Below are 26,994 nucleotides of genomic sequence, written 5' to 3' on the forward strand. Positions count from 1 at the left end.
CCGCTGGTTCGCAAGTTCACTCTGACGCGATCTCGGCCCGCACGCGCGCGGCATCCTCTCGGAGTTGGGCGCGCATCGCGCGCGGCGCAGTGTCCGCGATCCGCTCGTCCTTGCTCTTGCGCATTTCGCGCACGCGCCGCATCACATCAGGAATGCGCACTTGCATCGGCTGCTCGGGGTTCTTCTCGTTCCACGCCGCCACTTGGTCGCGCGCGGCCTGCGCCTTCTTCGGGTCGCCTTCGAAGATGCCCTGCGCCCACAGAGCGCGGATCTCCTGGGCGCGCAGGTTGTAGAAGGCCTTCGCGCCCTGGCTGATGCGGTTCGCCTCCTGGATCGTGGCGACGCTGCCGGGCTGGAACCCGATGGCCTTCATCGCCGCCTCCAGCGCGTTGGTGTCGAGCACCTTGTAGCCCTTGGCGTCGCGGTACATGCCGGTGGCCGCCATGTCGGCGCCCTTCGCGGCGTTGCGCACTGCCGCCGGCGACATTTCCAGCACGCCGGCTCCCACGTCGCCCGTCAGCACACTGCGACCGCCGGACAGGATGCGGCTGGCGAAGTCGCCGGCCGGGCCCGCGATCTCCAGCACGTCGCGCGCGTGGCGAGTCTTCTCCAGCAGCAGCCCAGTGCCGGGAATCAGGTTGCCCATGCCCAGACGCCCCGACACGTCGAGCGGCGCGCCCGGCAGACCACTCACCCCCTTGTCGATGAACTGTGCGATGCCGCGCGGCAGCATGCTCTCGAGGAACTCCTGCCGCGCCTTCTTCGCCGAAAAGTTGTAGCCCATCATCTGTGCCAGGCCGTCGGCCGCGTCCTCTAGGTCTTCGGCGAACGGCAGGCCACCGGCGCCACCCATCAGCATCAACATGCCCAGCGCCAGCAGCGCCGCGCGCTTGCCCTCGGGCCCGCCCTGCGTGTACATGCGGTTCAGCAGCTCCAGGTAGGCGATCGAGTACGTCTTGAAGGTCATCAGGGTGCCGCCGACGGCGCCGCGGCCCCACTCCATCTTGTTGGCCTTCGAGTACAGGAACTGCGTCTCGGTGATGGCCTGGCGCGCGAACCCAGCAGGGTCGGCAATGCCTTGCGCCTTCGCGGTGCGGTAGGCAGCGATGAAGGTGATGCGGCGGTTCAGCTGCTCGGCCGCGCCGAACACCTTGCCCCATGCCAGCGACACGCGCGATAGCGCGTTCTGGCCCAGCGCGCGCAGGTCGCCGCCCCGGGTGCCGTCGCCCGAGCGTAGCGAGCCAGCGCCGCGGGCCTGGGCCATGAGCTGGTGCACCTCCTGCGGCGCCACCACGCCCTCGGCCTCGGCGCGCTTGAGCGCCGCCGCGAGGTCCGGTTCGTAGTTCTTACCGCGTGCTGCCAGATCCTTCGCGGCGCGGCCGATCTGCGCGGCCGCCGCCTTGGCGCCGCCGTACTGGCTCAGCCACGGGAAAGTCACCTGCACGGGCTGCAGCGCGTTCACCAGCGCCGATGCGATCGAGCCGCCCAGGTACTGCGCGAACAGCAGGCCGCGCACCGCCTGCGCTTCTTCCTGCGGGTTCTTCACGTACTCGGCCAGGCGCACCGCAGCGTCCTTCAGCTCGCCTTGTGCCTTCGGGATCGCAGTCACGGCCTCGCCCAGGTCGCCCATGTGCAGGCCGGCGGCGGTCTGCCGCGCGTTGCTGTAGACGAACGTCGCCAGCACGCGGCCCACGTCCTCGCTGAAGCCGGCGATGCCCTTGCGGTGGATCAGCCGACGCATGGCGCTGCGGTTGGTCTTCGTGAGGCGCAAGTAGTCCTGGAAGGCCTTGTCCTGCGCGCTGTCGCCGGTGGAGTCGAGGCCGAGGGCATTGCCGAACAGCTCCAGCGTCTCCGGCGTCACGCCGGCGAACATCTTGAAGGCCTCCTCGGAGAGCGTGCCCTGGCTGACGCCGGCCTCGCCGAACTCCTCGCGCATACGCGCCGCCATCGTGTTGGCCTCGCGTGCAGTCTCGAACAGGCCGAAGTACTGGCGCTCACCGGCCGCGTCCACTGCATCGACGGTGAAGCGCCCAAAGCGCGACAGCGGCGCGTAGCCGCGGGCCTGCAGGTCACGCACCTTGTCCGCGCGGTCGATGACGCCGTTGGCGGTGTTGAGCAGCAGGGTCGCGCGGTCGGGCTGGTCGCCCGCCAGCTGCACCAGGTGGTCGCGGATCAGCACCGCGGCCGACTGCGCATCCGGCGCATCCATCACCATGCCACGCAGGCCCTTGGCGTCGTCGCCTGCGTAGCGCAGCATGTCGGCCCGCGCCATCGTGTCCAGGCTGCGGTCGGTCGCTTCGCGGAACTCGCGGTAGAGCTCCACCTGGCCATCGTTCAGGTTGAACATGGAGCGCAGCTCGGCATCGCTCCAGACCACGCCCGCCTGCAGCATGCGCGACTCGAAGCGCGTGCCCACCGCTTTCTCGTAGGACTCCAGAGGCATGCCCTGCCACGCCTTCAGCATGCGCTCGTCGAGGTGGCCATTGCGCAGCAAGCGCTGCGCCTTCTGCTCGGCAGTCAGACCGGCGGCCGCATCGATCAGGCTCTGCACCGGTACGGCCCTGCGCTGCTCGTCGCGGGCCCACGTCAGCGTGCCCTCGAACACTGGCTTGGCGACAGCCTTGTTATCGGCGGCAGCTACAGGCGACTTCAGGGTGTCGCGCCAAGTCTCCAGCTTCGGTAGTAACTTGGGCGCCAACTCGGCGGCGTCGTTGGCGAAGAAGCTCACGTCGTCCACGAAGGCCTGCGCGGCTTCGAACACCGGCTTGAAGGCCGGCGAGCGCTCGGCGAGGTGGTACATCGTGCCCACAGTCTTGTGCCACCAGGACAGCGTGCCCGGCGCACTGAACGTCTTGTTCAGCTCGGCCGTGGCCGTGCGTGCGTAGCCCGCCACCTTCGAGCGGCTGAACATAATGTCGGTATCACCAGCCTCGCCGCCGGCCGCGTTGCCGCGTTCGATCTGTTCCGCTAGACTTATGACGTCCTCTGCAGAGCGGCCCGGGTTCACCCCGCGGGGCTGCGCGAGGGCTGATCTAGGGCCAGCATCGCTGGCTATCTCGTCGGCCCACTCCCGCTGCAGGGGATTTTTTTCGTCCAGCGTCAGCCCATCTTCGCGCGCTGCCGCCTCGACCCACTGCCGGCCGGGCACGCTGTCGTTGAGCTCCACAGCTTCGACCGTGTAGAGCGGATTGGTGCCCTCGACCTTTGCGTTTTCCTTCACCGTCAGCTTGACCAGCTTCAACCGCCCGTCGACCTCCATCGGCGCAAAAAAGCGGTGAATGGCCCGGATGTTCGGATCGTTCCCCCGATCAGGTTTGCTCCAACCCAGGATCGCCTCCCGAAATAGTGCATCGACGTTCGCCACCGCCATCGCATGGGTTGCGGGCGTCTCGGACTTGCTCACGGACTTGGCACTGAGCATCTTGTCCAGCGAATTACGCGACACGACCGCCTTCATCCCCGTCTCGATGTTCAGCAAGGGGGTGCCCTGGAACGCCTTGGCTGCTTCTCGAGCTTCCGCGAAGTTCGATGCCTGGCGCTGCGGCGCCGCGGCGTCCTCCGCACGACTGAAACTCGGCCCGGGGTCTGGAGCGGCCGCGCCGGCGCCGCGCTCCACGAACTGACGTGCTGGCAGGATGAAGTTGCGGATGATCTCGTCGTCGGTCAGGCGCAGGCCCCGAAAGCCCGGCACATGCTCACGCAACCAGGCTCGGATCGCTGCCACCGCGCGCCGCACGAAGTGCAGCTCGGGCGTGCGCTGCGCCATTTCGGCCAGCACCTCCTCTGCGGCCGCGCGCCGGTCGAGCTTGTTCACCCCGCGCAGGCCGTATTCCTTGATCTTGGCGTCGACCTCCGCGCGCCGCGTCGTCGCGATCTGGTTGAGCACGCCGTCGAGTTGCTTGCCGAACCGGCCGCGCAGCCCATGGTGGCCCAGCACCTCGTGATAGAGCACGCGGGCTGCGTCCTGGGCACTCGACAGCCGAGACGCCATCAGGTAGGCCTTGCCACGGTAGTAGAAGCCCTCCGGCGCACCGCGTGCGCCGCCGCTGCGCTGCTTCAAGTCAGCGCGCCGCGCGGCTGCCGGCACCACAGGATCGCCCATGTCGAACGCGACCACGACGTCAGGCCCGTTGCCCCAAGCTGCACGAATGGCGTCCACGGTCTTCTGCACGCCAGTGACTGCTTGCATGCGGGCCTCCGGCGAGTAGGACGGCCGGCTCAGCGCACGCATCGCGTTCGCGACGGCTGGGGACAGCCCCTGGGTCCCGTCCGCGTCGGTCATGCGACGGAACGGCACATCGGCAAGACTGGAATCCAGCGGCTTCATGAATCGCGCCGCCGCTAGGCCTGCCTTGAACTCGTCCACCGACATCGCGGTGATCGGGCCCACCTTCCAGTTAGCGTCGTAGCTGCCACGGTAGGCGGCCACGGCCTCGGCCTCAGTGTTGAACCCGAACAGGGCCTTGGCCTCGTCGTAGGAGCCGTCAGCATTGACCTGGTCCACCACGTAGACCGTGGGCGCAGTGGCAGCGTGCGGGCCGACGAAAACGTCGACGTGGTCGCCGTCTGCGGCCTCGGTGCCTTTCACGTAGCCGTAGTGCGCGGCCATCGTGTTGCTCCATTCGGTGCCGTCCGGCGACGTGCCGCTGCGCGTGCTGCCCTGCGGGTTCTCGATGCTGAGGCGCAGGCCCTGCACATCCGCGCCGGACAGGTGCCCGAGCTTGTAGTTGCCGGCTTCTTTCTGCGCCTGCGTCGGCTCGGGCGTGTCGTTCAGCGGGCTCGTGGCGGCCTCGTGCGCCGCAGCGTCCACAGCAGCGGCGGGCGCGGCCTCTTCGCTCAGTGCAGGCTGGCGCTCGCCGGCGCGAGCTGCATCAGGTACAGCTTCTGGCACAGCGGGTGCAGCTCGGGCGGAATCTCCGCCCCGCTGTCCAGCACCTCCAGCAGGCTCCGCGTCTCGCTGCGGCTGGTCTCCCGCGCGCGGCGCAGCATCAGCAGTGCGCTGTACGCCGTCATCTGCCATCCGAACACCACGTGCGGCTGCAACATCTTCACCTCCTTGGGGTTCCGTTTGGACCTGTGCATCGCGCGCATCGATGGCCGCGACGATCTGCGGCGTGCGCAGGCCGCCAGCGTCGATGCCCAGCGACTTCGCGACCTTGCGCGCCTGCAGCGCGTTCGTGCGCCAAGCGCTCGGCCGCGCTGCTACAGCGTCGGAAGGCACGGCGGCACCCTGCGCTGGCGCGGCGGCGGGCGCAGATGCCGCCCCCTTCGATGCGCCGCGACGCGCGCGGGCCTGCTCAACACCTTCCTTCACGGTTGTGGGTGCGGGCGCTGGTGCCGCCACCGCAGGCGCCAGCGCGTCCAGCTCTGACTGCACTCGGTCACGCTCCGCAATGAGCCGCGCATCCCAGCCGCCGGCGCGCCCTTGCTGCTGCAGAAAGTCCAGGCGCTCCCGCAGATCAGCTGCGTGCGCTTCGACGAGCTGCTCGCGGCCCGGTCGCTCGGCGGAGAAGTCGAGGCCCACCTGCTCGGCGTCGCCCTGCTCTTTCGCCACTTCGGCCGCCTGCTGCAGCGCGGCCTGGTCGGCCAACTGCCGCGACGCGCCGCTGTCCACCGCGACCACCGCCGCGGACGACAGCGGGCCGGCAGCCAGGTCCAGGCCCATGCGCTGCGAAGGCAGTGTGGGAGCCGCGTCGACTGCTCCGATAGATTGCAGGATCTCGTCATCGGGCCCGGTCACGGCGCGCGACGCATCGAGGTCAGCCTGGCGCGCCGCTTCTTCGGCTGCGCGCTGCTGCGCCAGCAGGGCCGCGCCGTCGGGCGGCGCAACCTGGGCCACGGCAGGCTCGCCGCGTTCCTGCTGATTCAGCTCGTTCATGCGGGTGATGGCGCTGCGGCGCGCATCCTCCGCGCCTGCGGTTGCGGGCGCCGGTGCAGGTGCAACCGCCTCGGGCCCCAGGCCCATCATGCGGGCGCGCTCCGCCGCACGCTGGTCTTCGGGAAGGCTGGCCAGATAGGCGTCGATCTCGGTTTGCCGGCCCACGGTGCCATCGGGGAAGGCCACCAGCGGGTCGGGTTCATTCGTAAGCAGCAGCGGTGCAGCGGCCGGCGCCGGCGCAGCTCCACCATGCCCGCCGGTCAGCAGCGAAACGCCTCCACCGGTAATGCCGCCCAGCGCAGCGCCCATGCCGGCCGCGGCTGCCACGCCCTTCGTCGGGTCGATGGTCGGATCGAACGGAACCGCCGCGCGCTGGCCCTCGTACTGCGTGATGCCTTCTTCGAAGCCTTCCTGCGCGGCTTCGACGGCGGCCGTCTTGCCCGCACGCGCGAGCGCGTTGCCGCCGAAGCCCTTGGCGCCGGCGACCAGGCGTTCTGCACCAACCAGACTGCCCGCGGCGCCAACCACCGCCGGGATCACGCTGGCCTGTCGGCCCGCGGCCGTGGCCTGGTCATCGGTCGCGCCTGCCTTCGACGCGAGGTCGTAGGCCGTGCCCGCAGCATCACCGCCGGCCATCGCTGCACCAGCAGCCGCACCACCAGCAAGGCCTGCGCGCTCCACAGCCTTCGCGCCAGCACCGGCAGCTCGCGCGGCCGCGCCAGCGCCCTTGATCGCCGCGCCGGGCCCGACGAACGAGCCGGCCGCCTGCGCCGCGGACAGCAGCGGGTTCTCGAGCACGTAGCCGCCAACCGCCTTCAGCTCATCGCCGACACCGTCAGCGCCTTCCACGTCGTCGCGGAATTTCTTCTTCGACGCCTTGACCACATCACTCTGCGATTCCTCGCCGGCCTTGATGATCTTGTCGTCGATGAACTTCGAGACGGAATTGCCAGGCTTCACGAAGTTGGCCGCGGCCGAGACGCCGCCGGCCACCGCGTTGGCGGCCTCGATCGCCGTGTCGTTGGCTACGGCCAACGCGCCGCGCTTCGCGGGCTCAGGTTTCTCGTCGAACTCGTCGAAGTAGTTACCGCTCTTGGGTTGCTGGTCGAAACGGTCAAAGTAGTTTTCTGCCATCCCCAAAGTCTTCCGCCCTTGACCTGGGTAGTCGAACCCTACAGGGGCTGCACTCGACCTGCAGATGCAAGCTGCACCCTGCCCACACTCACGACTACTTCACTGGCCTGCCAAGGCCCGCAGGGCAGCACCCGCACCGTACTTGGCATCAAACTCTGCTGCTCGCTTCGGATCGGCCTTGAGGGCTTGAATGGCTCCGCCCGGCGGCGCGGCGCGGCCCGCACCCGCCCCATCAACCCGCTGCACCTCGCCCGTGGTCTTATTGACCCGGTAGATGCTGCCCTCGGTTGAGCTGCCGTCCGCGTTCTTCGTCGCAGGCGTGACCTGAACGCTCCACTCAGGCGAAGCCACCTTGCCCTGAGCCGCCAGCAAGGCCTGCTGCGCCTTCGCCCGGTCGGCCGTCGACGCATTCGGGTCCAGCAGCGTGCGGCGCAGCGCGGCTTCATCCTGGGCCGCCGACACCTGCACATCGCGCAGCCGGTTCGCGCCGGCCACTTCGTCGCGCCGGATCGAGTTGGTATCGGCTGCACGCCGGTCCTCGGCGGCGATGCGCTCGCCCTGCATGCGCGCGGCGGCCGCTTCGCGCTGCGCGAGCGACTGAAAGCCCACGGCGGCCCGCTGAACATCGCCGGCCTGTCGGACCTGTTCGATGTCGGCCGCGGCACGGGCCTGCACAGGAAGAGCTGCGGCGCGCACGGCACCTTCGTCCGGCTGGAAACCGCGGCGCGGCGACCAGGAGCCGCGCGCGGCCGCCGTGCGCAGGTTCGCATCGTCGAAGAAGCGCTGACGCGCGGCCTGTGCGCCACCCGCGCCGTCGATGATGGTTGCGCCACCCTGCGGCAGCGAGGCGTTGGCAGCGCGGATCTCAGCCGCCTGCGCATTCGCATCTTCCGTCGACCCCAAGACGTTGCGCCGCTGGCCTGGCGCGAATCCCTGCGCGCTGGCCGGCGTTGCCTCGGTCACCGGTGCCGGCGCGGCGGCTGGAGCGCTCGCAGCAGCGGCACCCGGCTCCTGCTCGAGTGTCTTCGGGGCGGCAGTGCCCGGCGCGGTAAACCCGACCGGTGCCCGCTCGGAAGCTGGCCCGGCGAACTGGGTGCTGCGCGGATCGGTAAGGTTGTTCATACGCACAGGCGCGGTGGCCGCCGGCAGGTCGTTGGCCGGCTGGAAGCTCGAGGGGCCGGTGGCCACTACGCCGCGCCGCAGCGCCGCGTCATTGGCATTCGTGCTCCGCATGCTGCTGGGCTTCGGGTAGACGCCGAAGACCGCGCGGTCGCGCTCCTCATCCGTCACGGCACCGCCGTTCGCGAAGCCACGCGGCTGGAAGCCGAAGGCATCGTGCTCCGATGCGCCAAGCAGGCCACCGGACGATGGCGTGGGCGCGCCCTGCCCGCCCGCGGGCTGAAAGCCGCGCGCACCACCGGGCAAGATCGGCGCCGGCGCGCTGGGTGCGCGCGCGCTACGTGGCGCGAACCCCTGCGCGGCCGCCGTGCCCGTCGTCGCTTGGTCGAAGAACTGCTGACGCTGCGCCGAGCTGTCGATGACGCCTGGGCCGGCGGCGGCGACCGGCGCAGGCGCGGTGCGCGGCGTCGGCAGGAGGACCGATACGGTTCGATTCGCAGGTGCAGGCGGAGGCGGCGGCGCCTTGAAGCCACCCACCGTGCTCACCGTGCCGCCAGGCGCACCGCCGTTGACCGTGACCTGGCCGGACACGTCGCCGCCGCTGTACGAGTTGCCCACGCGCGTCACGTCGCCGCCGTTGGCGAAGAACATGGGCGGTTCGGCGCCTCGTGGCTTGAAACCGCGCGCACCGCCAGTGGGTGCGTGCGTGGCACCCTTCATGGCGTCGAGCGCCTTCACGCCGACGGCATGCACCTGCTCGGGCGGCAGCTCGAACTCGCCATTGCTGACGCGCACCGGCACCGGCGCGCCCAGCCCAGCCAGTTGGTTCTCGCCGAGCTGCTCCGTGGAGTCCGCCGGCATGATGTAGCTGCCCTCGGGCACCGTCTTTTCAATGGAATCGGACGTGCCGGTACCGGGCCCACGGATGGGCCCACCGTTCGCCTTGTGCTGGGCCTTGCGTGCCGAGCGTGGTTGAAAGCCGTACATGGCCTATCCCTTCATGTGTCGCATCGCGCGATTCTTTCGGGTGCGGTGCGGAGCGCCAAACCCCAGAGGGGGCAGGCACATCACACCGAAGAGCTGTCACTGCCGCTGATCGAAGCACCTGCGCCGATTCCGTTCCACGAAGCTGCAGCAGCATCCGCCGTCATCTTGGCGTTGCCCAGCGCGGCCTGCACACGGTCGCTCATCGTCTGCGTGCGCGCGCGTAGGTTCGCCTGCTCGCCTTCTAGCTTGATCTGCGCATCGGCGATGGCCAGCCGTACGCGCGGCTCGAGCGCTGCGTTCTCGGCCTGGTAGAGCGCCGTGAGCGTGCGTGCGTAGTCGGTGCGCAGACCTACCTGGCCGAGCGCCAGCTGCATCGCCGTCTGCGGGCCCAGCATCAGTGTGCGGATGTAGTCGCCGGCGGCAGCAATGCTGCGCAGGCGCAGGTCCAGCACCTGCTGCACGGCGAAGCGCGTGTTCTCCAGCTCGGCCTCGAAGCTCTTGATGGCGATGTCGCGGCTCTGCGCGGCCAGCTGGCGACCGGCCTCGAGGTCGAGGGAATGCAGCTGGTTGGCCAGCGCGCCGGGCGGCAGGTCGAATCCCCGGTTGGCCCAGGTTGCCAGCCCCTCCTGGCGCGCCTGCTCGTTCTGCCCGAGGAAGCGCCCGCGGTCGCGCTCCCACAGCGCACGCTCGACGTCGACGTTCAGCCCGGTGCCGCCCTGCGTCAGCGCACGCTCCAGCCAGCCCAGCGCGGCATTCCAGTACGGGCCCGTCGGAAAGTTCTCCGCGAGGAACGTGGAGAAGCCCTGTTCGATCAGGTTGCCGATTTGCTGGTAGGCGTCGTCATAGATCGACTTGGCCTCATTCGGATCAGCCACCGGCAGCGTTGGCTTGACGGGTGGCACATAGCTGGTGTCGAGCACGGGCGTCGCCATCTGCGGCGCCGGGTCGAGCATGTCCACGGCCTTGTCGTTGAGCGTGTACGCGCGGTTGAACATCGCGACCGCGTTGGCCCATTTCGCGTTGACGATCTGCGAGACCACGATGGGCGCGCCCACGCCGCCTTCAGGCGTCGGAACGGAGACGATGCCGCCGGGTGGGATGGGTGGGGTGGTGGCCATTTCAGATTCTCCGAGTCATGGTGACGGGCAGGAACTCCACCGAGTCGAGCGCGAAATCGGCGCCGTCGTCGTTGAACAGCTGCAGGCCGGCATAGTTGGGCCGCAGGCCCTTGCCCAAGATCACGCGCTGCTGCTGCATGTGCTCGCTGTAGCCGCTCGTGCGGTAGATGAACTCCTGGCCCTCGGCCAGGATCTTGATGAACAGGTACCCGGTGCTCGACATGCCCAGATAGCACGCAGCCACGGTCTTTTTGAAGCTGTCGCCGAAGTCGACATCGCCGAAGTCCACGGCGGCGCGGATGGGCGCGCCGGCATCGGTGCCGCCGTCCAGCTCGTGGATGCCGGTGGCTGCCGCGCCGAAGTACCGGCCGCCGATGTTGGCGAAGCTGTTGAAGGTGAAGCCCGAGTAGGTGGTCGAACCGAAGCCGTCGAGGTTCACGGCCCACGCATCGCCAGTGCTGTCCGAGGCCACCAGCATGGGCACATCGAACCAGAAGACGTCGCGGGCGTCGGCCACCTGGTCGCCGATGAAGCTGAACACCACGTCGAAGGTGAAGGCGTCGCGCGCGTCCACCATCGCCGACTGCTCGGCCGACATCGGTGCATCGACGGTGAACGTGTCCCGAGCATCCACGATGCGCTCGGAGCGCGCGAGCATCGGCACATCGAACAGGATCACGTCGAGCGCGTATTCCATGCCGGGCGGGTAGGCCACGCCCAGCGCGGTGAACTGCGGCGCCGTCACGCGGCCCTCGCCATAGGCCTCTTCGGAAGCCAGCATGGCGAACTGCGGCGCGGTCACTGCGCCCTCGCCCGTGTGCGTCACGGCGCCAACGCCGGCGACTGCGAATTGCGGTGCGGCCACGCCGCCGTAGCTGATCGGTGCCGGCTCGACACCGCCGCCGTAGCCCGACACGGTGAACTGCGGCGCGACCACCGCGCCCTGGCTGATGGCGGCATCGCCTCCCAGTACGGCGAACTGCGGCGCAACCACGGACCCGCTGCCAGTGTTTGCCAACGGCGGGGCCGCGGTCGCCAGCGCCGGATCGGTCAGGCTGTCGCCGACGCTGTACAGCACGCCTTGCAGGTGCAGCGGGGTCGAGGCCGGGTAGACATTGGCCTCGGTCGCCAGCTCGACGCCGTTCTTCTTGAACACCACGTTGACGGCATCCACGTCCTGCGTGAAGGTGTCGCCATCGGCGAAGGTGCCAAGCACGGCGCCAGTGCGCAGCAGGCGCGCGTAGCCGTCGAGGAACACCAGGCCGTGCGTGATGTGCCCGTAGCCCGACTCCGGCGCGGCCCAGGGCGCCAGACCCACGGCCGCGCCATTGGTGCCGTGCACGACCTTCCATGTGGCGGTGCCGGCAGCAGGGATCGCACCGATGGAACGCGCGAAGGAAGTCCAGCCGCGCGGCGGATTCTCCGCCGTCGTCGTCGGCACGCCCGGAATTTCGGCCACGGGCGGGATGTACTCCGCGCGCATGGTGGTCACGCGCCGGTAGCCGACGATGACCGTGACGGGGACGTGCACCACCTTCCCGGTGCTGTCGATGAAGGTGCCGCCCGGCGACTTCCCGTAGATCGGCTCTTCGACGACGACCGGGACGCTGGTCCAGTAGCCGGGGCGCGCAGGTTGGTACGGGTAGCCGGGGATAGAGTAGCGCAGGCCCAGGCGCGTGAGAGTGTTCGCCATGTTCAGTCCTTGTCGAAGCCGGTGAAGCCCGGCCGCACCGACGCCGCGACAGTCCGCGAGCCGACGAACACCGCGTTCTGCGCGTTGGCGCGCAGCTCGAAGAGAGGCGCCGCCTGCAGGTCTGCCTCCAGCATGCGCACCTTCTCGAAGGCCGAGAAACGCGCGTCGGTGCGCCACAGCACCGCGCCCTCCCCTTGCCGCACGACCACCGCATACAGCAGCCCGTCGTCGTCTGCCGTGATGCCGCGGCAGACGGTGAAGCTGACGCCGGGGAAGCCGAGGCGCTCGCCATCGTTCAGGCCGACGGTGCGCAGATCGGCGGGCAGCGGCTCGCTCATCTGCCAGGTGTCGCCGTAGTCCACCGTCCAGAGCATGCGCATGGGCGCGTCGCGCAGCTGCTCAGCGGTGGGCGGCCCCTCGCTCTCCAGTCGGCAGATAGGCACGAAGAAAGAGCCGGGGCCGGCCGACAGTTGCGAGGCGCCGAGGGCCCAGCCCTGTTCGTTGGTCAGGTGCCAGCCCTTGAAGTCGATGGCCGCCTCGAAGGTCGGCGGCCAGGGCCAGCGAATGCCGTGCTCGTCGTCGAGCGGCCACGGCCTGTTCTCGTAGTTCAGGCCGTTCGCATCCGACACGAAGAACTTCCACTTCGTCGCCATCGGCGCGTACTCGCCGCCGGTGACGGAATCCGAGGCTTCGCTGGGCGTGTACGTGTGGTCGTAGAGCTTGGCGCACACCAGCGCCAGCGCCATGCGGCCGCCGCCGATGGGCGATGCGACGTGCGCCGCGCAGGTGTCGTCGTGCGCGTAGTTGTAGTCCACGATTTCGCTGGTGTAGCGCCGGCGGTACAGGTGCGGCGTCAGCTCGGCGAGGTCAGCGAGCGCCCAGGTGGTGCCGTGGTCTGCAGAGCGCAGAGCCTTGAGCGGCGCCGGATATGCCAGGTAGGTGACGACGTTGCCCGAGCCGCCGCCCTCGGTCGTGCGCGACGGGCCACGCGGCACCGTGACGCTATGCAGGTTGGCGGGCTGGCGAGCCTGGATGTTCACGCTCGACCAGCGCAGCGGCCAGTTGGAGCTGTCCACCTCGGCGAACGGGCTGGCGACCTCGACGAGCTTGCGGTCGTCGGTGCCGCCCACGAAGAAACGGCGCTTGGCAACGTTGGCAGCCGGGTCGTACCAGAGGCCATGCATGCCGAAGCGGTAGGCCTGGCGCGTGGCATCCCAGCCCGAGGCGAACAGCGTGGCGCCGCCGACGGCCGACGTGTCGGCGCCATAGGCCACGGGCAGCAGCCAGGCTCCGTCTTGCAGCACATCGTCGAAGAGCACCGCCGCGCCCGGCGTGTTGTCCTCGCTCAGCGAAGCCACGAGCGTGGTGCTGGCCCGGTCAGTGGCGCGCGGCAGCAGCGCGAAGCTCTGGCGCGGCCGTGTGTCGCTCCAGTTGATGCCGTGGCGATAGTCGGCGGCGAGCAGGTAGCCGCCGCCCACGTACAGCTGCAGGTTGAAGGCGCCGAAGTTGCTGGCCAAGGTCAGCGCGCGCAACCGGCGCCGGCGTTTGACCTGCGGGGCGCGCGTGGGTACGCCGAGGGCGAATTGCTGGGAGCCGTCGGCATCGCGGGTGACGATGTACCAGAGCACCGGTTCCTCTTCCTTCTGCGCGTTGCTGACGTAGAGGAACGCGCCCTTCTTCTCAGCCACGGCACCTCCGAGCACGCGCTTTTTGAGGAAGGCGACGCCGCTCTCGTCGAGCCCGCGCGCAGCCGCCACGGCGCGGCCCACGGGCATGGGGAACGTACGGTCCTTAGCGAACTTCATACGTGCCCTTGAACCCTGTCCAGAAAGGCGGCGTCACGACGCCGGTGTCGTCCAGCACCTCGATGAGTGTGATCTGCGGGTCGTACTCGGGGCTCATGCGCAGGCGGTGCGTGTAGGTGGTCGGGTCGAACGGCTCTCCCGCTGACGAGATCACCACAGTGATGCCATTCACGCGGATCACCGTCTCCGAGGTGGTCAGGTCCGTGGTGACTCGCAACTCGACAGGGCCGCCATTGAGATACCCGTCATAGCTGACGGTGGAGCCGCCCTGGTGGTCGGGCGGGTAGTAGGGAGTGAAGCTGTTGTCGCCATAAAAGGTGTTCGCGACGAGCCCGCACCAGTAGGAGTCATTCGGCTGGTGGAACAGTGTCATGTCCAAGCCTCGCCACGCGGACAGGTCAACTTGCAGCACGATCTCGATCTGCGTGGCACCAGCATTGAACCGCGTGCCCGGAATCTCCACGAAGGCCTGATCGCGCGCAGTGAGCACACCACCGGTGATAGTGCTGCCGGGCGAGCCCGAGTCCAGCTGCCAAGTCAGCCCGTCGATGGTCTTCCCCACGAGGTCGCCATCGGACACCGCGGAAAAGTCAGCCCGGTAGATCGAAGCCACGCCCTACCCTTCCTGCGCTCAGCCCGCGGGCCAAGTGAACTGGTAGTAGGCGAGCGCCTGGCTCTCGCCCGACACCAGCGCAGCGCTTGTCAGGTTGATCTCAGCGCCGACCACGCCCACGCTGCCCTGGTAGCGCAGCGCCGCAGTCGATTCGCCGTCAGCGTCGCCAGTGATGACGTGTCGGAAGAACGCCGGAGCGCCGGACGCGGCAATGAGACCAGTCCAGGTCTCGCTGGGGTTCTTGGCGAGCACGCCACCGGCCGGCGAGGCCGCGAAGCTGATGCCATCGGTGCCGTCCTTCTTGAGGGTGACGAGCAGCGTGGCGCCGGTCGTCGCGGCGTCGGCGTCAGCGGGGATGGCTCCGGCGTAGATGCGGATCTCGCTCACGCCGTCGAATGCAGCCTTGACCGAGCCAGAGGCGAGGACGTGATTGCGCAGGCCAGTGGATGGCTTCATGGTTGAACTCCTTATGCGATGGACTGAGCAGTCGGGCCGGCCAGCACGCTCAGCTTCGAGCCGATGGCACCTGCCATCGGAGACGGGAAGCGCACGATGCTGCCGAGCACGCCGGCCGTGCTGCCCTTGGATGACGCCGACACGAGCACGCTGCCGCGAACGGTGGCGTTGGTCGTGAAGATGAACTCGGACAGCGACGCCGCGTTGTCAACCGAGCCATTCACCACGGTGCCGGGCACCCAGGGCACGCGCGTGGCGCTGCTGTACGCGGTGAACTCCGTGGCAAGCGCGCCGAAGGTCGCGGCCGTCTCCAGCCCGGTGGGCGAGTAGTCACCCGAGTAGAGGCCGATGTACCAGTTGGGCGCAGCAGCCACACCCTTGAAGCCAGTGTTCAGCAGGTAGGTCCGGCCCTCTACGGGAACGAGGTTGTGCACCGGGTCAGACAATTCGATCAGACCGTTCGCGTGGGTCATGCGAAGGCGATACCAGAACCCGAGTTCTTCGAGCTTCATAGGACGGTTTCCTTTCGGTGGATTTCCGAGGCGACGAAGCCACGGGATGCGGTTGCCAGTGGCCGGATGCCCTGGCGAGTGAAGATGGCCTGTGCGATGCCCTGCCCTTCGCGGTACAGGGTTGCGGCGCGCGCGGCGCCGGAGAAGGTCAGGTCTTTTTCCTGCACGGCCTTGGCCGCGCCATCAGGCGTGCCCATCACCAGGCCGTGCGGTGACACCCAGAAGACGCGGACGTTGTCGTCGGTGCCGCAGCGCGTGCCAGAGCCAGCCACGCCACCGTAGGGCAGCACGGGCTGCATGGCGGTGGCATCAAGGTCGCCGGCCAGCCAGTAGGTGCGGTCCGCGCAAACGAAGACGCCCCCCACGCAGGGCTCCATGACGGTGATGGGGGCCGGGAACAGGATGAAGCTCTTGCCTGGCCGCCAGAGGCCATAGCGGTATGGCTCGGAGCGGCACAGCATGTTGCCGCGCGCCACCAGCAGCGAGCTGTTGTAGTGGCGCACGATCTGCCCGGCGGGCATGCGCTCGAGCAGCAGCGTCTCGCAGCGCGGGCCGGTGTTCGTGAGGCTCAGGATGGTGTCGCCTGCCACGGCCGTGAGGATGTCGCCGTTGGGCCCGCTCATGTAGACCTGGGTGGCGGCGTCCATGCCAGTGATGACGAAGCCAGAGCCGTCCGCCAGGTCGAGCTGCGCCGGCTGGGTGGCGGCGCTCTCGCCGGCGCTGGTCACGCGCGTGAATGCCAGCAGGTAGCGGCCCGCGGGAAGCGCGCCGGCCACGACGTTGACCACGGGCACCGGGTTGGGCGCCTCAGGCACCAGCTCGCCCGGCGCGCCGTTGCGGATAGCGCCCAGGCGCTGGCCATCGGACCAGACGACCGCGCCCGTGGGCATGCGTTCGAACGACACCGGCGCCGAAGTGAAGCCCGCCAGCAGCGCCTGCTGCTGCAGCTCGTCGCCGTCCAGCGCCAGGCGCACCAGCGCGCCATCGACGACTGCATAACCGTCATCGGCACCGTCGCCCCAGATGGAGTGTGCCCGTGGCGTCAGTGCCGCGCTGATGCCGCGCCGGCGGCGCATGAAGCCACCATCGACATCGACGTTCTCGGCGGCACGCAGGTAGGTCGCCTGGACATTGCCGGGCAGTCGAACCTGCAGGCGCGCCGCTTCCCGGCGGTTGTTCACGCCGAGGAAGGTGCCGAGGGATACGGGCTTGGATGCCATCAGAACTGCCAGACGCGCGTTTGATGCTCAACGTCGGCACGCATGTCCTTGCGCAGATCCGCAGTCGGACGAAGGCCGAAATACTGCTCGAAGGCCTGCAGTGCGCGCTGCGACCGTGCGGGGTCGAACGTGTCGGCGTCCTGCTTGCCGTAGGCACGGTGAAGCGCCCAGTGAACCAGGAAGCGGTGATGAACTGGTGCGATCTCGGGGGATGCGGTCTGATCGTCGGCGCTCAACGCCACCTTCGGCAGCCGCATCCCTTCAAGGCTGAGCGTGTATGCCTGGTCAATGGTGCCGGCCAGCACGATGCGCGTGTCTTCCTGGATCAGGTGCGCCGGCGGACAGGCGGCACGTCGCCAGTCGGGCTCGATACGGTCCATCGCGTCGCGGCTGACGATGCGGAGCACGATGGGGTCGCCGCCGACAGGCTGCAACTCGGCTCGCGTGATCTCGAACAGCTCGGTGAACGGATAGGTGCGCGTGGGCGCCGTGATCGACAGTGCGACCTCATCGGGCAGCAGTCGCTTGCGGATGGCGGCTTCCTCTTCCGCTTCGGTGAGCCAGCGCGCCACGTCATCGTCCGACCACAGAAGGTCGCCCTGCCCGCCGCCGAGGCTGCGCGCAAGGTCATCCGCGTCAACGCGAAATGAGCCGATGAGGTCTTCGACGTTCATGGAAGGCCGTACTGGTCGATCAGCTCCACGACCTTCGCGCGCATGTTGTCCACGCTCAGGTTCTTGGGAACCTTCTGGCTGAACTTTTCCTGCGCGAAGGTCTGCAGCCCGTCCTTGTCCATCGAGTTCAGCGTTTCCACGATGTCCTGGCGCTGGTTCTCGGCCAGGTCGCGCTGCTGCTTCAGCTTGTCGGCCTCCTGAAGGTGCGTGGTGGTGTCGTCTTCGACGGAAGGCGTCACGGGATTGGCCGCCGGCTTGGCTTTGTCATCGCGCTCGAACACGTCCGAGTGGCGCAGCAGCTTGGCGACCAGGTCGAGGTCGGCGATGACGCGCGTCTGCCCCGGATCGAACGGCAGGCTCGAACCGTAGAGGCGGTCGATGAACGGGGTTTCGCGCCCGGTGTACTTCACGGGCACGCCAGGCGTGGAGGTGGTCATTTCGTTTCCTTGGGGGTGATGCCGAGGGGAAGGGCGTCGCCGCCCTCCCCTTGCCGCTTATTGCGCGCCGAGGCGTTCGCCGTGGACGACCACGTCCACGCGGCCGACCTTTGCGTTTGCCGCGCCGGCGATGGTCAGCACCAGGAACGCTTCCTTGGCAAGCGTCACAGGCGCCTTAGACGACGCCGTGCGCACGCGGCCGGTGGCGTTGAGCACGATGCCGGCGCCGAAGTAGGCGGCGTCCTGCGGCACGGCGGCGTCATCAACACCATCGGCGTACTCGAAGCCCAGCGAGCCGGTGACGGCCGCGGTCAGCGCAGTGGAGACGATGGTCTGCGCGTCTTCCAGGCGGAAGCCCTCGGGCAGCATCTGCAGGTAGACCTTGTCGCCGATACCGAGTGGCGTGGTGACATTCGCCCGCACCGCGGCGCCGGTCGCATCGGTTTCGAGCGTCGCGCGCAGCGTGGTGACGTTGCCGTAGGGGACCATGCCCCCGAACTGGTTGATGCCCAGTCCCTTGAGTTTGATGGTGGCCATGTGTGGCTCCTATGAATGAGGGAGTAAAGGGAGAGGGCCGGGCTGCCCCGGCCCTGGACATCAGCCGCGCGGCTTGATGATTGGCACGGCGGTGTCGAGCACCGTCACACCGTGGTCGGTGAACTGCACTTCGTCGCCGTGGTCCACAGCGAAGCGAATCTTCGACATGCCCAGGATGGCTCCGATGAGCAGTTCCATCTTGTCGCCGTGGTCGTCGTCGTCTTCGCTCCAGAAGAACGGCATGCCGCTGTGGCGCGACGCGGCGAATGCCTGCGCCAGCGCCTGGCCGCCGAGCAGGATCGCGCGGTCGATGGCGAACTTGTCTGCGAAAGCGGCGGGCACGAGGGCGTCGGATTCAACCTCGGTGTCGTAGGCACCGCAGTAGCGCAGCGAGTCACCAGCATAGAAGCGGATGGGCTTGGGCATCTTCACCATGAGGATGCCGCTCCACAGGCCCGCGTCCATGAGGAACAGGGGGTGATCCTTCGCCAGACGAGCGCGGGCCGTGGCGGCAGCCTGGAAGTTGCGGAACGCCGGGTCAGTCGCGAAGCCGCTGTACTGGGCCGGCGACATCAGCATCACGCGCAGCGGGCTGTCGGTCGCGGCTTGGTCACCATCGAACTGCACCGGGGGCGGCGGAAGCGCGATCTGATCGATGTAGGTGCGCACAGCATCGACCGTGCCCATCTTCAGCAGGTCGGTGGAAGCGATGTCCACTTCTCCCGCGTTGACCTTGAACTGATCGATGCCACCGGCCTTCGCGATGAAGTGGCGGTTCTTGGTCGGCGCCTTCACGCGGTTGACCATGATCTGCTTGAACTTCGGATGGGACTCAACCGGCACGCGCCATTCGATGTTGTCATGCGAGCCGCGAGCGCCGGCCATGTGAACGAGGATCGACTGATCGATGTAGTCGTTCATCTTCTGCTGCGCGAGCGGGCGGCCCACGCGGCGCAGGTCCACCGGGCTGCGGATCTCGCTCATCACATCGCCCATGTCGATGGCGAAGCGAGCTTGGTTCACACGCAGACGGTCTTCGGACAGCTTGACGCCGACGCCCTTGCCCTTGGCGTACTCGCTACCCATGATCGGGTAGCCACCGCTCGGGTTGATGAGGTTGAACTTCACCTCGTCGCCCTTGCCCTTGCCCAGGTCCTGCGCCTGCACGATGGGCATGTGGTTGCTCGACTGCTTCTTGATCGTCGCGATGGCGCCTTCGAGCTTGGGCATCTTGCCCGTGAGGCGGTTGATCGTGGTGTTGCGCTGCTGGCAGACGGCGAAGACACCAGCGGCTTGCTGGACCATTGCCTTCGGGTCGCCATATGACGTTTGCGTTTTGGTCGCGGTCATCTAGACCTCCTTGTGATGTGGTGCTGCGTGGGCCTCGTGGCTCACAGTGAACGGTTCAGGAATGCGTCGATCTGGTCGGGAGACATGCCCTGCATGGCCTCCGCCATCGACGTCGGATCCATCGCCGCCAGTCGTTCGTGCGGCGACAGCGAGTCCGCCCGCCCGCCCGGGATGTCCGAGAGGGATGCGGGAACCGCTGGCGCCGCAGCCGCGATGGCGGCCTTCGCCGCTGCAGCCGGATCAGCTGCAGCGGTCGCGCTCTTTCCAGGAGACGGCGCCGGCGCGGGTGCGCGAGTGCCCTTCTTGAAGTCATTGAACAGCTCGATGACCTGGCTCGTGGAGCCCTTCTCCAGCACGGCCTGCAACGTGGGCTGCAGGTAGCTGGGCTGCGAGGTGATCCACTGCTTCAGCTCAGCGCTCTCCGCGACGGAGTCGGCGTCGGGATGCGCGCGGTAGATCGCCGCGGTGTGGGCGTCCTGTGCGGTCTGCTGCTGGTGCTGCTGGAACGGCGCGAGTGCCTTTCCAACCTGAGCAGTCACCTGCTCCTGCACCTGCTGCGCCACCAGCGTCTGGATGCCCTTGGCCAGCTCCTCTTCAGAGAAGTCCCCGAAGATCGCCGGGTCGACGCCCTTGGCGATGGCCGCTTGCGCGGCTGCCACTTGGTTGTCGGTCGTGGTCGGCGCTTGGCCGGCGTCCGCGCGCTGCTGGGCCTGGGCCTGCAGGTCAGTCAGCTGGCGCTGCGTTGCTTCCGCCGTCGCCTTCCAGTGCTGCTCGCCCTCGCGGGCCTCCACCAGCTTCGCGTAGGGGATGGTGTGCTTGCCATCCTTCGCGAGCACGACAGCGTTGGTCGCGTCGAGCTCACTGGCGGGAGCTGCTGCAGGCGCCGCGGTAGGCGAAGCAGCTGCTGCGTTGTCGTTCGTGTCTTCGGTCTTGGCTGCGTCGGCCGCAGTGGTGGTCGAGGGCGCGCCACCGTTGTCCAGCGAGTTGCTGGTATCGCCCAAATCCGACAGCTCCATGAGCTGCGCGGCCTGCTCCGGCGTCAATGCACCGTCAATCTCGGTGTTCTGGAAAAATTCGTTGGTTGATGTCGTCATGCCTGTCCCGCCACATATCGCCGTGGCCGCAAAGGGCCAGCAATCTGGTGCAAGACCTCGCGGCCCTGCTCCATCTGCTATGGAGACTCACGCCCTCTCGGTCGTGACCTTCGCAACGACGCTCGCGCGCGGTTGCTTGGGGGCAGTGTGGGAAAACAGGCTTGAAAGGCGAAACCCTACAGGGGGTAGCACGCTTTACATTTGTGGGGACCAAGGCGGCCGCAGAAGTTCAGACAGGGCTACCCGGTCAAATCACCTCAGCTAAATTGGCGACAAAATGACCATGAATCCGGAATCAGTTCAGCGCCTTCTGGGCACTGTTGACAGCGCCGACGATAGGACCTGTGCCCTTGTGCTCGCAGCAAATTTGGACAACCGACTTCGCGAATTGCTGATCGCTCACTTTCTTCCAGTCGATGGAAGCAAGAAGGAAGAAATTTTTGAGGGGAATGGCCCACTATCGACCTTTTCCTCTCGCATAACGGTCGCCAATCTGTGCGGTCTTCTTTCAGAAGCAGAGCACCACGACCTGAATTTGATAAGAAAGATCCGAAATTTCTTTGCTCACGAAGAAGAAAATCTGAACTTTGCTAGTCAGAAAATTTCTTCTCGCTGCAAATCGTTGCGATTGGGTCAAGAGCTTCATGCGGACCATCCGAATTCAGACGATGGCAACATTAAGGGCCTCTTCCGGCTGGTTGCGTTCTCTCTAACCTTCTTACTCAGAGACCGCGCTACTAGGGCCAGGCTTCTGGGGACGAAGCAGCCCTATCCTCACAGTCCGATCCTTCCCAAACCAAAGCGCGATTGACTGAGATTCGCTTGAGATGAGGAACACCTCCCGCGGCGCCTAGCTTCTCCTATGCAACGTTATCGGTGACGCGCGTCGTCTCGATTCCATTCATCCCTGTGCCTCCATTTGCCGACCGAGCCGGAAACATCGGGCTGGTGTTCTCGCGGACGGGGGCCGCGGCTGACGCTTCCTCTTCGGCCGCCATCGCAGGCCCCTGCCCCTGGATGTAGGGGTCCTTGATGCTCATGACCGCCGTCTGCACCGGCGTCGGGAAGTTCGGATCGTCGCCACCGGGGTTCGGGCGCTTGTAGCCCGCGCCCTGCATGATGTTGTCGGCGATGGGCGCCACCATCGGCATCGTCGCCACCTGCGCGCCGCCCTGCATCGCCGAGAAGGCTGCCTGCACGCCGATCTGCACGGCCTGGGCCATGATCTTCTTGATCTCGGCGTCGTTGCGCGCCTCCTTCATGTCCAGCTCGCGGGCCTTGAGTTCGTTGCCGGCCTTGGCCAGCGCCTGCTGCACCGCCTCGTTGACACGCTGCTCGATCTGCTCAGGCGACTCCTGCTGCCCGGCAGCACGCAGCGCTTCGACCAGGTCGCGCTTGAAGGGCACGTCCATGAGGCTGGCGAGGAACGGCATGGCCGCGGCCTGGAACTGCGGCGGCAGGCTCTTCACCGCTTCCGACATCGCGCGCAGCTGCTGCCCGCGGTAGGTGGCGGTGCTGGGCACGTCCTCCAGACCGACCTTCAGGCGCATGCGCTGCAGGTCATTGCTCAGGTACGGCGCGCCCGTCGCCGGATCCATCTCCGGCTTGTTGATGTGGATCACGCGGTCCGGTGTGACTGCGTCGCCTTCGACAACCACCGTGTGCGGCTCGCGGCCCATGTCCTCCACGATCATCGACATCAGCAGCTCGCCGACTTGCGTGCGCGCGGCGCGGAAGTTGTCCATCAGATGCGCGAGGCTCTGGTTCGCCTGTTCCACCTGCGTCTCTTCCTGCACTCCGCTGGTGGCGGTGCCGCGTCGGCCCGAGAAAGCGCCGGCGGCAGCCGGAGACACGCGCTCCAGCGCCATGCGCGCATCCGCGAGCATCTGCAGCTGCTGGTCCGTGAGCTGCACGTCGCGCTTCACTTCGAACCGCGCGCCCGGCTGCATCATGGCCGCGGCGTTGAGCTTGATGTCCGCGTTGCGGCGGCCCACTTGGCGGCGCAGCTGCTCGTCGGTCATGTCCACCACGCCACCGGTGCGCTCCACCCGGTAGGCCGTCATGCCCCAGGTCATCGCGGCCGTGCCGCTGTTCAGGCGGTCCTGCTGGAAGATCATGCCGCGCACCAGGCCGTAAGGCACGCGCGTGCTGTCCTCGCGGAATCCCCAGAACGGCACATAGGGGAAGTGCCGGTGCGTGTACGGGCTCGGGCCGTCGTGCAGGCAGTGCGGGCCGAGCCAGAAGCTGCGACGCACGCGCGCGACGACCGAACGCTGGGGCCGCACCAAGCCGCGCGCCAGCGAGTAGTTGTGCATCGGGTTCTTCTCGTCGTACTCCACCACGCGGCCATCAGGCGCGCGCAGCACGACGGCGTCCACCCAGCGGCGATACCACAGCTCGGCCAAGCACACGTCCTTGCTGACGGGGTCGTACCAGTGGTGCTCGGCCACGGTCCAACTGCGCGCCGCATCCCACGCGCCAGTGGACAGGCCAGTCGAGCTGCCACCATCCAGCGCCTCGGGCGAGTAGTTCAGCCACCACGACTGCCCGTGGCGGCCGCATTCGCGGATCAAGTCCTTGTGCTGCGGGAATACCTTCACGAGACGGCTGGGGTGAAGCCAGCGCGTGCGTCGCAGGTAGCGCGCATCGCTCAGGTCATCCTCCAGTGCATAGAAGTCCCAGTGGATCTCGTTGCGGTGCACGGCGGTGCAGCGATACGGGTACTTGAACGGGTCGGAGTCGCGTGAGACTTCCACCCAGCCCAGGCCCACCGCCGCCTGCGGCCGGAATGCCGCGGAGCATGAGCGGTCGGCCTTCGAATGGCGCTCGGCCTCGTTCAAGCGGAAGTTCAGGGCATCGGCGATGTCCTGGCCATCCGGTTGTCCGTTCGGCGTGACGCGCCAGTCGGTGCGCACGTTGGCTTCGTAGCCCTGGATCGACAGCAGCGCCGGCCCGATCAGATCTTCCTTGGCCGGCGGAATGCCCAACTCGCGCTGCGCCGCCAGCAGCTCGGTGTCGAGCTGATTGCCGTCGGCGTAGTCCAGCTCCTTGTCGGCCACGACGCGCCAGTGCGGCTGCTGCTCGATCTCGTAGATGAAGTCCTTGTATTCCTCCAGCGTCAGAGCGCCTTCGGCCTCGAATTCATCGGTGCTGTTCTGGGTGGTGGTGTCGGTTGCGGTCATTGGGTGCTCCTACACGCGCCAGTGGAGGGCGGGTGCTTCTTGATATGAGTTCGTGTCGGTCATCGATGCGAGCAGGCCGTTCTCTTTGGCCTGGGCCCATTGGCGCAGTGCGTCGGCGGCCTCAGTGCAGCCGTTGCTCTTGTCGGGCTGGTCGAGGTAGCGGTTCTCGGAGCGGCTGAACTTCTTCTTGTAGCCTTGGATGCGCTCCATCCCCTGCTTGCATCCCTCCTGGTCGAACCACGCGCCCTTGAGGTGCTTGCGCGTCATGCTGATACCGGACATCAACTCCGTGATGGCCGGCACGATGAAGAAGGTGTGGCCGGGCAGTAGGGCCTGCAGCTGATCGCGCGTGCTGTGGTTGAAGTCGCCGAGCCGCTTGTGGTCGGCGTCGTGCGGCAGGAAGTGCGCGCCGAACAGATAGCCGGTGTTCTTCAGCTGCGCGGCGTAGTGGCGCAGGTCTTCGTTGTGCTCTTCGTAGTAGCGGATGAAGCGGGCCTCGCCGCGCAGCTCCTGCATGAACCAGATGGCCGTGCCGTCCTTGTTGCCGATGTCCCAGAACGTGTAGACGGGAAGGTCCAACACGGGCACCGCGGTGATGCCGCCGCGCTTGCGCAGCTTCACCATGTCCTTGGCGTAGTAGTTGCCCTCGGTGCTGACCTGGAACGCTTCATCGGGCGTGGAGGGGTACTCCTGCCACATGCGCTCTTCCTTGCCCGGAAAGTCTGCCTGCTGCGTGGCGACGTACCAGGCACGCTGGCCCATGTCGATCTTGCAGGCCATCTCCTCTTCGATGCGCTCAAAGTATTCGTGCTGCTCGACAGTGATGGGCACCAGGCCCGGGTCCATCGTGTAGTTCGGCTCCTGCCACCACGCATAGAAGTGGAAGCGGTAGTCGCGCACCGTGAGCACGCGGTGGCCGAAGTGCAGCGCCTGGGCGCGCTTGGCGATGTCGAAGAACTCGCCCTCCTGGCCTTCGGCGGTGCTCTCGATGACCAGGATGCCGTTCTTCGGCACGGCCGGAATGGAGCCGGTGACGACCTCCTGGGCCTTCTCCGGGTACTTCGCGCAGATCTTCCCGAACTCGCTGATGTGCAGCCGGTGGATGGTCCCGGAGCGCATCGACGTGGCGACACGCACGCTGCTGTTGTTGTGGGCGAACAGCAGTTCGACGGCGCTGTCGCGCGCGAGCGGAAAGCGCTGGCGGATCTCCTCGGGCAGGTTCTCGTAGGCGAACTTCACCTTGTCGCGGAAGATCGCCTCGGCCGCTTCGCGGTCCTGCGCGATGATGCCGCAGCGCTGGTCGGCATTGAACAGCGCGTGGTCGAGCCACAGGATGGCGATGAGCGTGGTGAAGCCGAGCTGGCGGGCCTTGAGGATGAGGTTCCGGTGCCAGAGGCGACGTAGGAAGCGCCGCTGCGCGCCGTTGGGCTTGAACGGCAACACGAACGACTCGGCCGGCTCGCCCTCTTCCGCGTCGTCGCCCTTCACCATGATCTTGTAGAGGCACCCGCTGAACAGGCGCCATTCCGGGTCGGCCAGGCAGCGCTGCAGCTCCTCCGCGTTGGTAGGCAGAGGGCGCAGTGGCGTGTCGTGGACGACTCGGGTCCGGCCGGCCACGCTCAGTCCTCGTCTTCCGAAACGTCGGCGCGCGGCACGAAGGCGCTGGGCGCCGCGGGCGCTGCTGTGCGTTCCGGGTCGTTGGCGACCGGGCTGAAACCGTTGCCGCTTCCCTTCGCGATGGCATGCAGCAAAGCCGCGAGCGGGTCGGCCTTCTGCTGGTTGTCCTTCTCGTACAGGCCCATGTGCTTAAACAGCTTCTCGGCGAATGCGGCCTTGTCGTGCGTCAGCACCTCGATGCCGTACTTGCCATGCTTCGCGCCGGCATACAGCGCCGCGGCGGCGGGCGACAGATTGCGGGTGTCGGCCAGCACGGCGCGTGCATGGCCATCGCCGCCGCATTCCGGGCACGACGGGTGCGGCGGCTTGAGCGGATCGAAACCGATGCCGCCCTTCTCATCGAAGTCAGCCAGGCTGCCAGCCTTCAGGGCGTGGTGCTCCTGGTCATGGTTGAACTCGCCGAGGGTGCGCTGGTACTTGAAGCCCTCGCCGTAGCAGTGGCGGCAGCAGCCCACCTTCACCTGCACCAGCTCGCGCGGGTCGGCGAAGACGATGTTCCACGCCTCGAGCACCACGCGGTCGGCCTGGATGTGCGTGCGCTCCTGCTGACGCTGGCGAGCATCTGCAATGGCAACCTCGATGTACGGTTTTGCAAGGTTCTCGGAGGCCATCTGCCGGGCGGTGTCGACGCTGTAGCCCGCCCGGATCGCAGCCTGCGTGCCGTTCAGGTCAACGAGGTACTCGTCGACGAAGCGCTGCTGCAAGGGGGTGAGGCCGAACTGTGGGCTCTCGACAGGTGCGGGCTTGACCTTCCGGGGCGCTCTCTTGGGCTTCACAGGCGCGGCTGCGGCCTTCTTGCGCGCAGGAACACCTGCAGCCTTCTTCGGGGCGGCGGGAGTCTTGGTGGTCTTCTTCGTTGCGGGTGCTGGCTTCTTGGCCGGCTTGCGAGTTGCCATGCTCGCGAGTGTTCCGAGCGCAGGCCTTGCGGTCGAACCCTACAAGGGGTGCTCCGCCTTCGCGGGATGCCACCAATGCCACGGTCATCGATGCCCTCGAAAATCCGATCTTCACTCTGGGATCATCAGCATGAGCGTCGAAGTCTATGAAGTCCGAGTCGAACGTGGCCGCCCGCCATATCTCGCAATTCTTGCCCTTGAAGGGAACCAAGAGGCCTACACCGAAGGCTTCTTGATCTCTCCAAACGCCTCAGGGCCTGGCGTGGCTGCTTCCGAATTCGCAATGTGCTTTAGGGCCAACCTTCCGCCAGAACGAACTCGCGCCGTGGCGGTAGCTCGGCTGCACAAGCTCGTTTGGGATCTGAATATCGCCTCTTCAGGTGCCGTGGATCGCGTCGAGTTCGTCGAAGTGACACCCGAATGGATCAGCGCGCATATAACAGCCGGGTTGTACCCTGACCTACTGAATCTGAACCGCAAATCCCGCATGCCTGGCATGCACACTTTCCTGGGAACTTTGCGGCAGCCCGCTATTGTGGAACTCGATTTCGACTGAAAAATGCCCGCCAGCTTGCTGCGCGGGCAAATCGCAGGCAATAGGCGAGCGAGGAG

At 67.3% G+C, this 26,994-nt stretch carries 19 protein-coding genes; 2 read left to right on the plus strand and 17 right to left on the minus strand.

Annotated features, from left to right (window positions below):
- Positions 1 to 16 precede the first annotated feature (16 nt).
- The 14 genes from IG196_RS16750 to IG196_RS16815 all read right to left on the minus strand — a co-directional run bounded on the left by IG196_RS16750 (position 17) and on the right by IG196_RS16815 (position 20,627).
- Positions 17 to 7,012: a PLxRFG domain-containing protein gene (locus tag IG196_RS16750; RefSeq protein ID WP_192192010.1), complete on the minus strand. Its 6,996-nt coding sequence runs from the start codon at positions 7,010 to 7,012 to the stop codon at positions 17 to 19.
- A 99-nt stretch (positions 7,013 to 7,111) separates the two neighbouring features.
- Positions 7,112 to 9,118 (minus strand): hypothetical protein, encoded by a 2,007-nt coding sequence (locus IG196_RS16755; RefSeq protein ID WP_192192011.1) that lies wholly within the window; start codon positions 9,116 to 9,118, stop codon positions 7,112 to 7,114.
- An 80-nt stretch (positions 9,119 to 9,198) separates the two neighbouring features.
- Positions 9,199 to 10,236 carry a hypothetical protein gene (locus IG196_RS16760; RefSeq protein ID WP_192192012.1) on the minus strand — a complete coding sequence of 346 codons (1,038 nt, stop codon included), beginning with the start codon at positions 10,234 to 10,236 and terminating at the stop codon, positions 9,199 to 9,201.
- Between the two features lies 1 nt (position 10,237).
- Complete coding sequence (locus IG196_RS16765) at positions 10,238 to 11,929, minus strand: hypothetical protein (protein WP_192192013.1); 1,692 nt, start codon at positions 11,927 to 11,929, stop codon at positions 10,238 to 10,240.
- A gap of 2 nt (positions 11,930 to 11,931) precedes the next feature.
- Entirely contained in the window at positions 11,932 to 13,704 is a 1,773-nt protein-coding gene (locus tag IG196_RS16770) for a hypothetical protein (protein WP_192192014.1), read from the minus strand.
- A 16-nt stretch (positions 13,705 to 13,720) separates the two neighbouring features.
- Positions 13,721 to 14,347, minus strand: coding sequence for a hypothetical protein (locus IG196_RS16775; protein ID WP_192192015.1), 627 nt, complete (start codon positions 14,345 to 14,347; stop codon positions 13,721 to 13,723).
- Between the two features lie 18 nt (positions 14,348 to 14,365).
- Complete coding sequence (locus tag IG196_RS16780) at positions 14,366 to 14,803, minus strand: hypothetical protein (protein ID WP_192192016.1); 438 nt, start codon at positions 14,801 to 14,803, stop codon at positions 14,366 to 14,368.
- 11 nt (positions 14,804 to 14,814) lie between these two features.
- A complete protein-coding gene (locus IG196_RS16785; protein WP_192192017.1) occupies positions 14,815 to 15,315 on the minus strand; it encodes a hypothetical protein in 501 nt (166 codons plus the stop codon).
- Positions 15,312 to 16,535: a hypothetical protein gene (locus tag IG196_RS16790; RefSeq protein ID WP_192192018.1), complete on the minus strand. Its 1,224-nt coding sequence runs from the start codon at positions 16,533 to 16,535 to the stop codon at positions 15,312 to 15,314. The genes IG196_RS16785 and IG196_RS16790 overlap by 4 nt, the downstream gene beginning before the upstream one ends.
- Positions 16,535 to 17,209, minus strand: a complete 675-nt coding sequence (locus IG196_RS16795) for a DUF6682 family protein (protein ID WP_192192019.1) — start codon at positions 17,207 to 17,209, stop codon at positions 16,535 to 16,537. Before IG196_RS16795 ends, IG196_RS16790 begins: the two co-directional genes overlap by 1 nt.
- Positions 17,206 to 17,646 (minus strand): hypothetical protein, encoded by a 441-nt coding sequence (locus IG196_RS16800; RefSeq protein ID WP_192192020.1) that lies wholly within the window; start codon positions 17,644 to 17,646, stop codon positions 17,206 to 17,208. The genes IG196_RS16795 and IG196_RS16800 overlap by 4 nt, the downstream gene beginning before the upstream one ends.
- Before the next feature lie 57 nt (positions 17,647 to 17,703).
- Entirely contained in the window at positions 17,704 to 18,183 is a 480-nt protein-coding gene (locus IG196_RS16805; RefSeq protein ID WP_192192021.1) for a hypothetical protein, read from the minus strand.
- A 60-nt stretch (positions 18,184 to 18,243) separates the two neighbouring features.
- Positions 18,244 to 19,533, minus strand: coding sequence for a DUF4043 family protein (locus IG196_RS16810; RefSeq protein WP_192192022.1), 1,290 nt, complete (start codon positions 19,531 to 19,533; stop codon positions 18,244 to 18,246).
- 41 nt (positions 19,534 to 19,574) lie between these two features.
- A complete protein-coding gene (locus IG196_RS16815) occupies positions 19,575 to 20,627 on the minus strand; it encodes a hypothetical protein (protein ID WP_192192023.1) in 1,053 nt (350 codons plus the stop codon).
- 277 nt (positions 20,628 to 20,904) lie between these two features.
- Here IG196_RS16815 and IG196_RS16820 point away from each other — a divergent pair, with 277 nt between their 5' ends.
- The gene (locus tag IG196_RS16820) at positions 20,905 to 21,438 is read left to right on the plus strand and encodes an MltR family transcriptional regulator (protein ID WP_192192024.1); all 534 of its coding nucleotides are present in this window, start codon (positions 20,905 to 20,907) and stop codon (positions 21,436 to 21,438) included.
- A gap of 49 nt (positions 21,439 to 21,487) precedes the next feature.
- Here IG196_RS16820 and IG196_RS16825 read toward each other — a convergent pair whose 3' ends face one another.
- From IG196_RS16825 to IG196_RS16835, 3 genes are read right to left on the minus strand one after another with little or no spacing between them, the layout of a single operon-like run.
- A complete protein-coding gene (locus IG196_RS16825) occupies positions 21,488 to 23,809 on the minus strand; it encodes a hypothetical protein (RefSeq protein WP_192192025.1) in 2,322 nt (773 codons plus the stop codon).
- A 9-nt stretch (positions 23,810 to 23,818) separates the two neighbouring features.
- Positions 23,819 to 25,426, minus strand: coding sequence for a terminase (locus IG196_RS16830; protein ID WP_225616686.1), 1,608 nt, complete (start codon positions 25,424 to 25,426; stop codon positions 23,819 to 23,821).
- 2 nt (positions 25,427 to 25,428) lie between these two features.
- Positions 25,429 to 26,382, minus strand: a complete 954-nt coding sequence (locus IG196_RS16835) for a terminase small subunit (RefSeq protein ID WP_192192026.1) — start codon at positions 26,380 to 26,382, stop codon at positions 25,429 to 25,431.
- A gap of 130 nt (positions 26,383 to 26,512) precedes the next feature.
- On the opposite strand from IG196_RS16835, the gene IG196_RS16840 reads away from it, so the two are divergent.
- Positions 26,513 to 26,938, plus strand: coding sequence for a hypothetical protein (locus IG196_RS16840; RefSeq protein WP_192192027.1), 426 nt, complete (start codon positions 26,513 to 26,515; stop codon positions 26,936 to 26,938).
- Positions 26,939 to 26,994 lie beyond the last annotated feature (56 nt).

Origin of the sequence: Variovorax sp. 38R, from assembly GCF_014843395.1 — a bacterium.
Taxonomy (GTDB): domain Bacteria; phylum Pseudomonadota; class Gammaproteobacteria; order Burkholderiales; family Burkholderiaceae_C; genus Variovorax; species Variovorax paradoxus_H.

What these genes read in the sequence shown, in the direction of transcription:
- IG196_RS16835 (WP_192192026.1), bottom strand. Translation starts at nt 26,382, where the DNA reads ATGGCAACTCGCAAGCCGGCCAAGAAGCCAGCACCCGCAACGAAGAAG.
- IG196_RS16785 (WP_192192017.1), bottom strand. Translation starts at nt 15,315, where the DNA reads ATGAAGCTCGAAGAACTCGGGTTCTGGTATCGCCTTCGCATGACCCAC.
- IG196_RS16750 (WP_192192010.1), bottom strand. Translation starts at nt 7,012, where the DNA reads ATGGCAGAAAACTACTTTGACCGTTTCGACCAGCAACCCAAGAGCGGT.
- IG196_RS16815 (WP_192192023.1), bottom strand. Translation starts at nt 20,627, where the DNA reads ATGACGACATCAACCAACGAATTTTTCCAGAACACCGAGATTGACGGT.
- IG196_RS16780 (WP_192192016.1), bottom strand. Translation starts at nt 14,803, where the DNA reads ATGAAGCCATCCACTGGCCTGCGCAATCACGTCCTCGCCTCTGGCTCG.
- IG196_RS16820 (WP_192192024.1), top strand. Translation starts at nt 20,905, where the DNA reads ATGACCATGAATCCGGAATCAGTTCAGCGCCTTCTGGGCACTGTTGAC.
- IG196_RS16770 (WP_192192014.1), bottom strand. Translation starts at nt 13,704, where the DNA reads ATGCCCGTGGGCCGCGCCGTGGCGGCTGCGCGCGGGCTCGACGAGAGC.
- IG196_RS16790 (WP_192192018.1), bottom strand. Translation starts at nt 16,535, where the DNA reads ATGGCATCCAAGCCCGTATCCCTCGGCACCTTCCTCGGCGTGAACAAC.
- IG196_RS16805 (WP_192192021.1), bottom strand. Translation starts at nt 18,183, where the DNA reads ATGGCCACCATCAAACTCAAGGGACTGGGCATCAACCAGTTCGGGGGC.
- IG196_RS16800 (WP_192192020.1), bottom strand. Translation starts at nt 17,646, where the DNA reads ATGACCACCTCCACGCCTGGCGTGCCCGTGAAGTACACCGGGCGCGAA.
- IG196_RS16755 (WP_192192011.1), bottom strand. Translation starts at nt 9,118, where the DNA reads ATGTACGGCTTTCAACCACGCTCGGCACGCAAGGCCCAGCACAAGGCG.
- IG196_RS16840 (WP_192192027.1), top strand. Translation starts at nt 26,513, where the DNA reads ATGAGCGTCGAAGTCTATGAAGTCCGAGTCGAACGTGGCCGCCCGCCA.
- IG196_RS16810 (WP_192192022.1), bottom strand. Translation starts at nt 19,533, where the DNA reads ATGACCGCGACCAAAACGCAAACGTCATATGGCGACCCGAAGGCAATG.
- IG196_RS16825 (WP_192192025.1), bottom strand. Translation starts at nt 23,809, where the DNA reads ATGACCGCAACCGACACCACCACCCAGAACAGCACCGATGAATTCGAG.
- IG196_RS16765 (WP_192192013.1), bottom strand. Translation starts at nt 11,929, where the DNA reads ATGGCGAACACTCTCACGCGCCTGGGCCTGCGCTACTCTATCCCCGGC.
- IG196_RS16760 (WP_192192012.1), bottom strand. Translation starts at nt 10,236, where the DNA reads ATGGCCACCACCCCACCCATCCCACCCGGCGGCATCGTCTCCGTTCCG.
- IG196_RS16795 (WP_192192019.1), bottom strand. Translation starts at nt 17,209, where the DNA reads ATGAACGTCGAAGACCTCATCGGCTCATTTCGCGTTGACGCGGATGAC.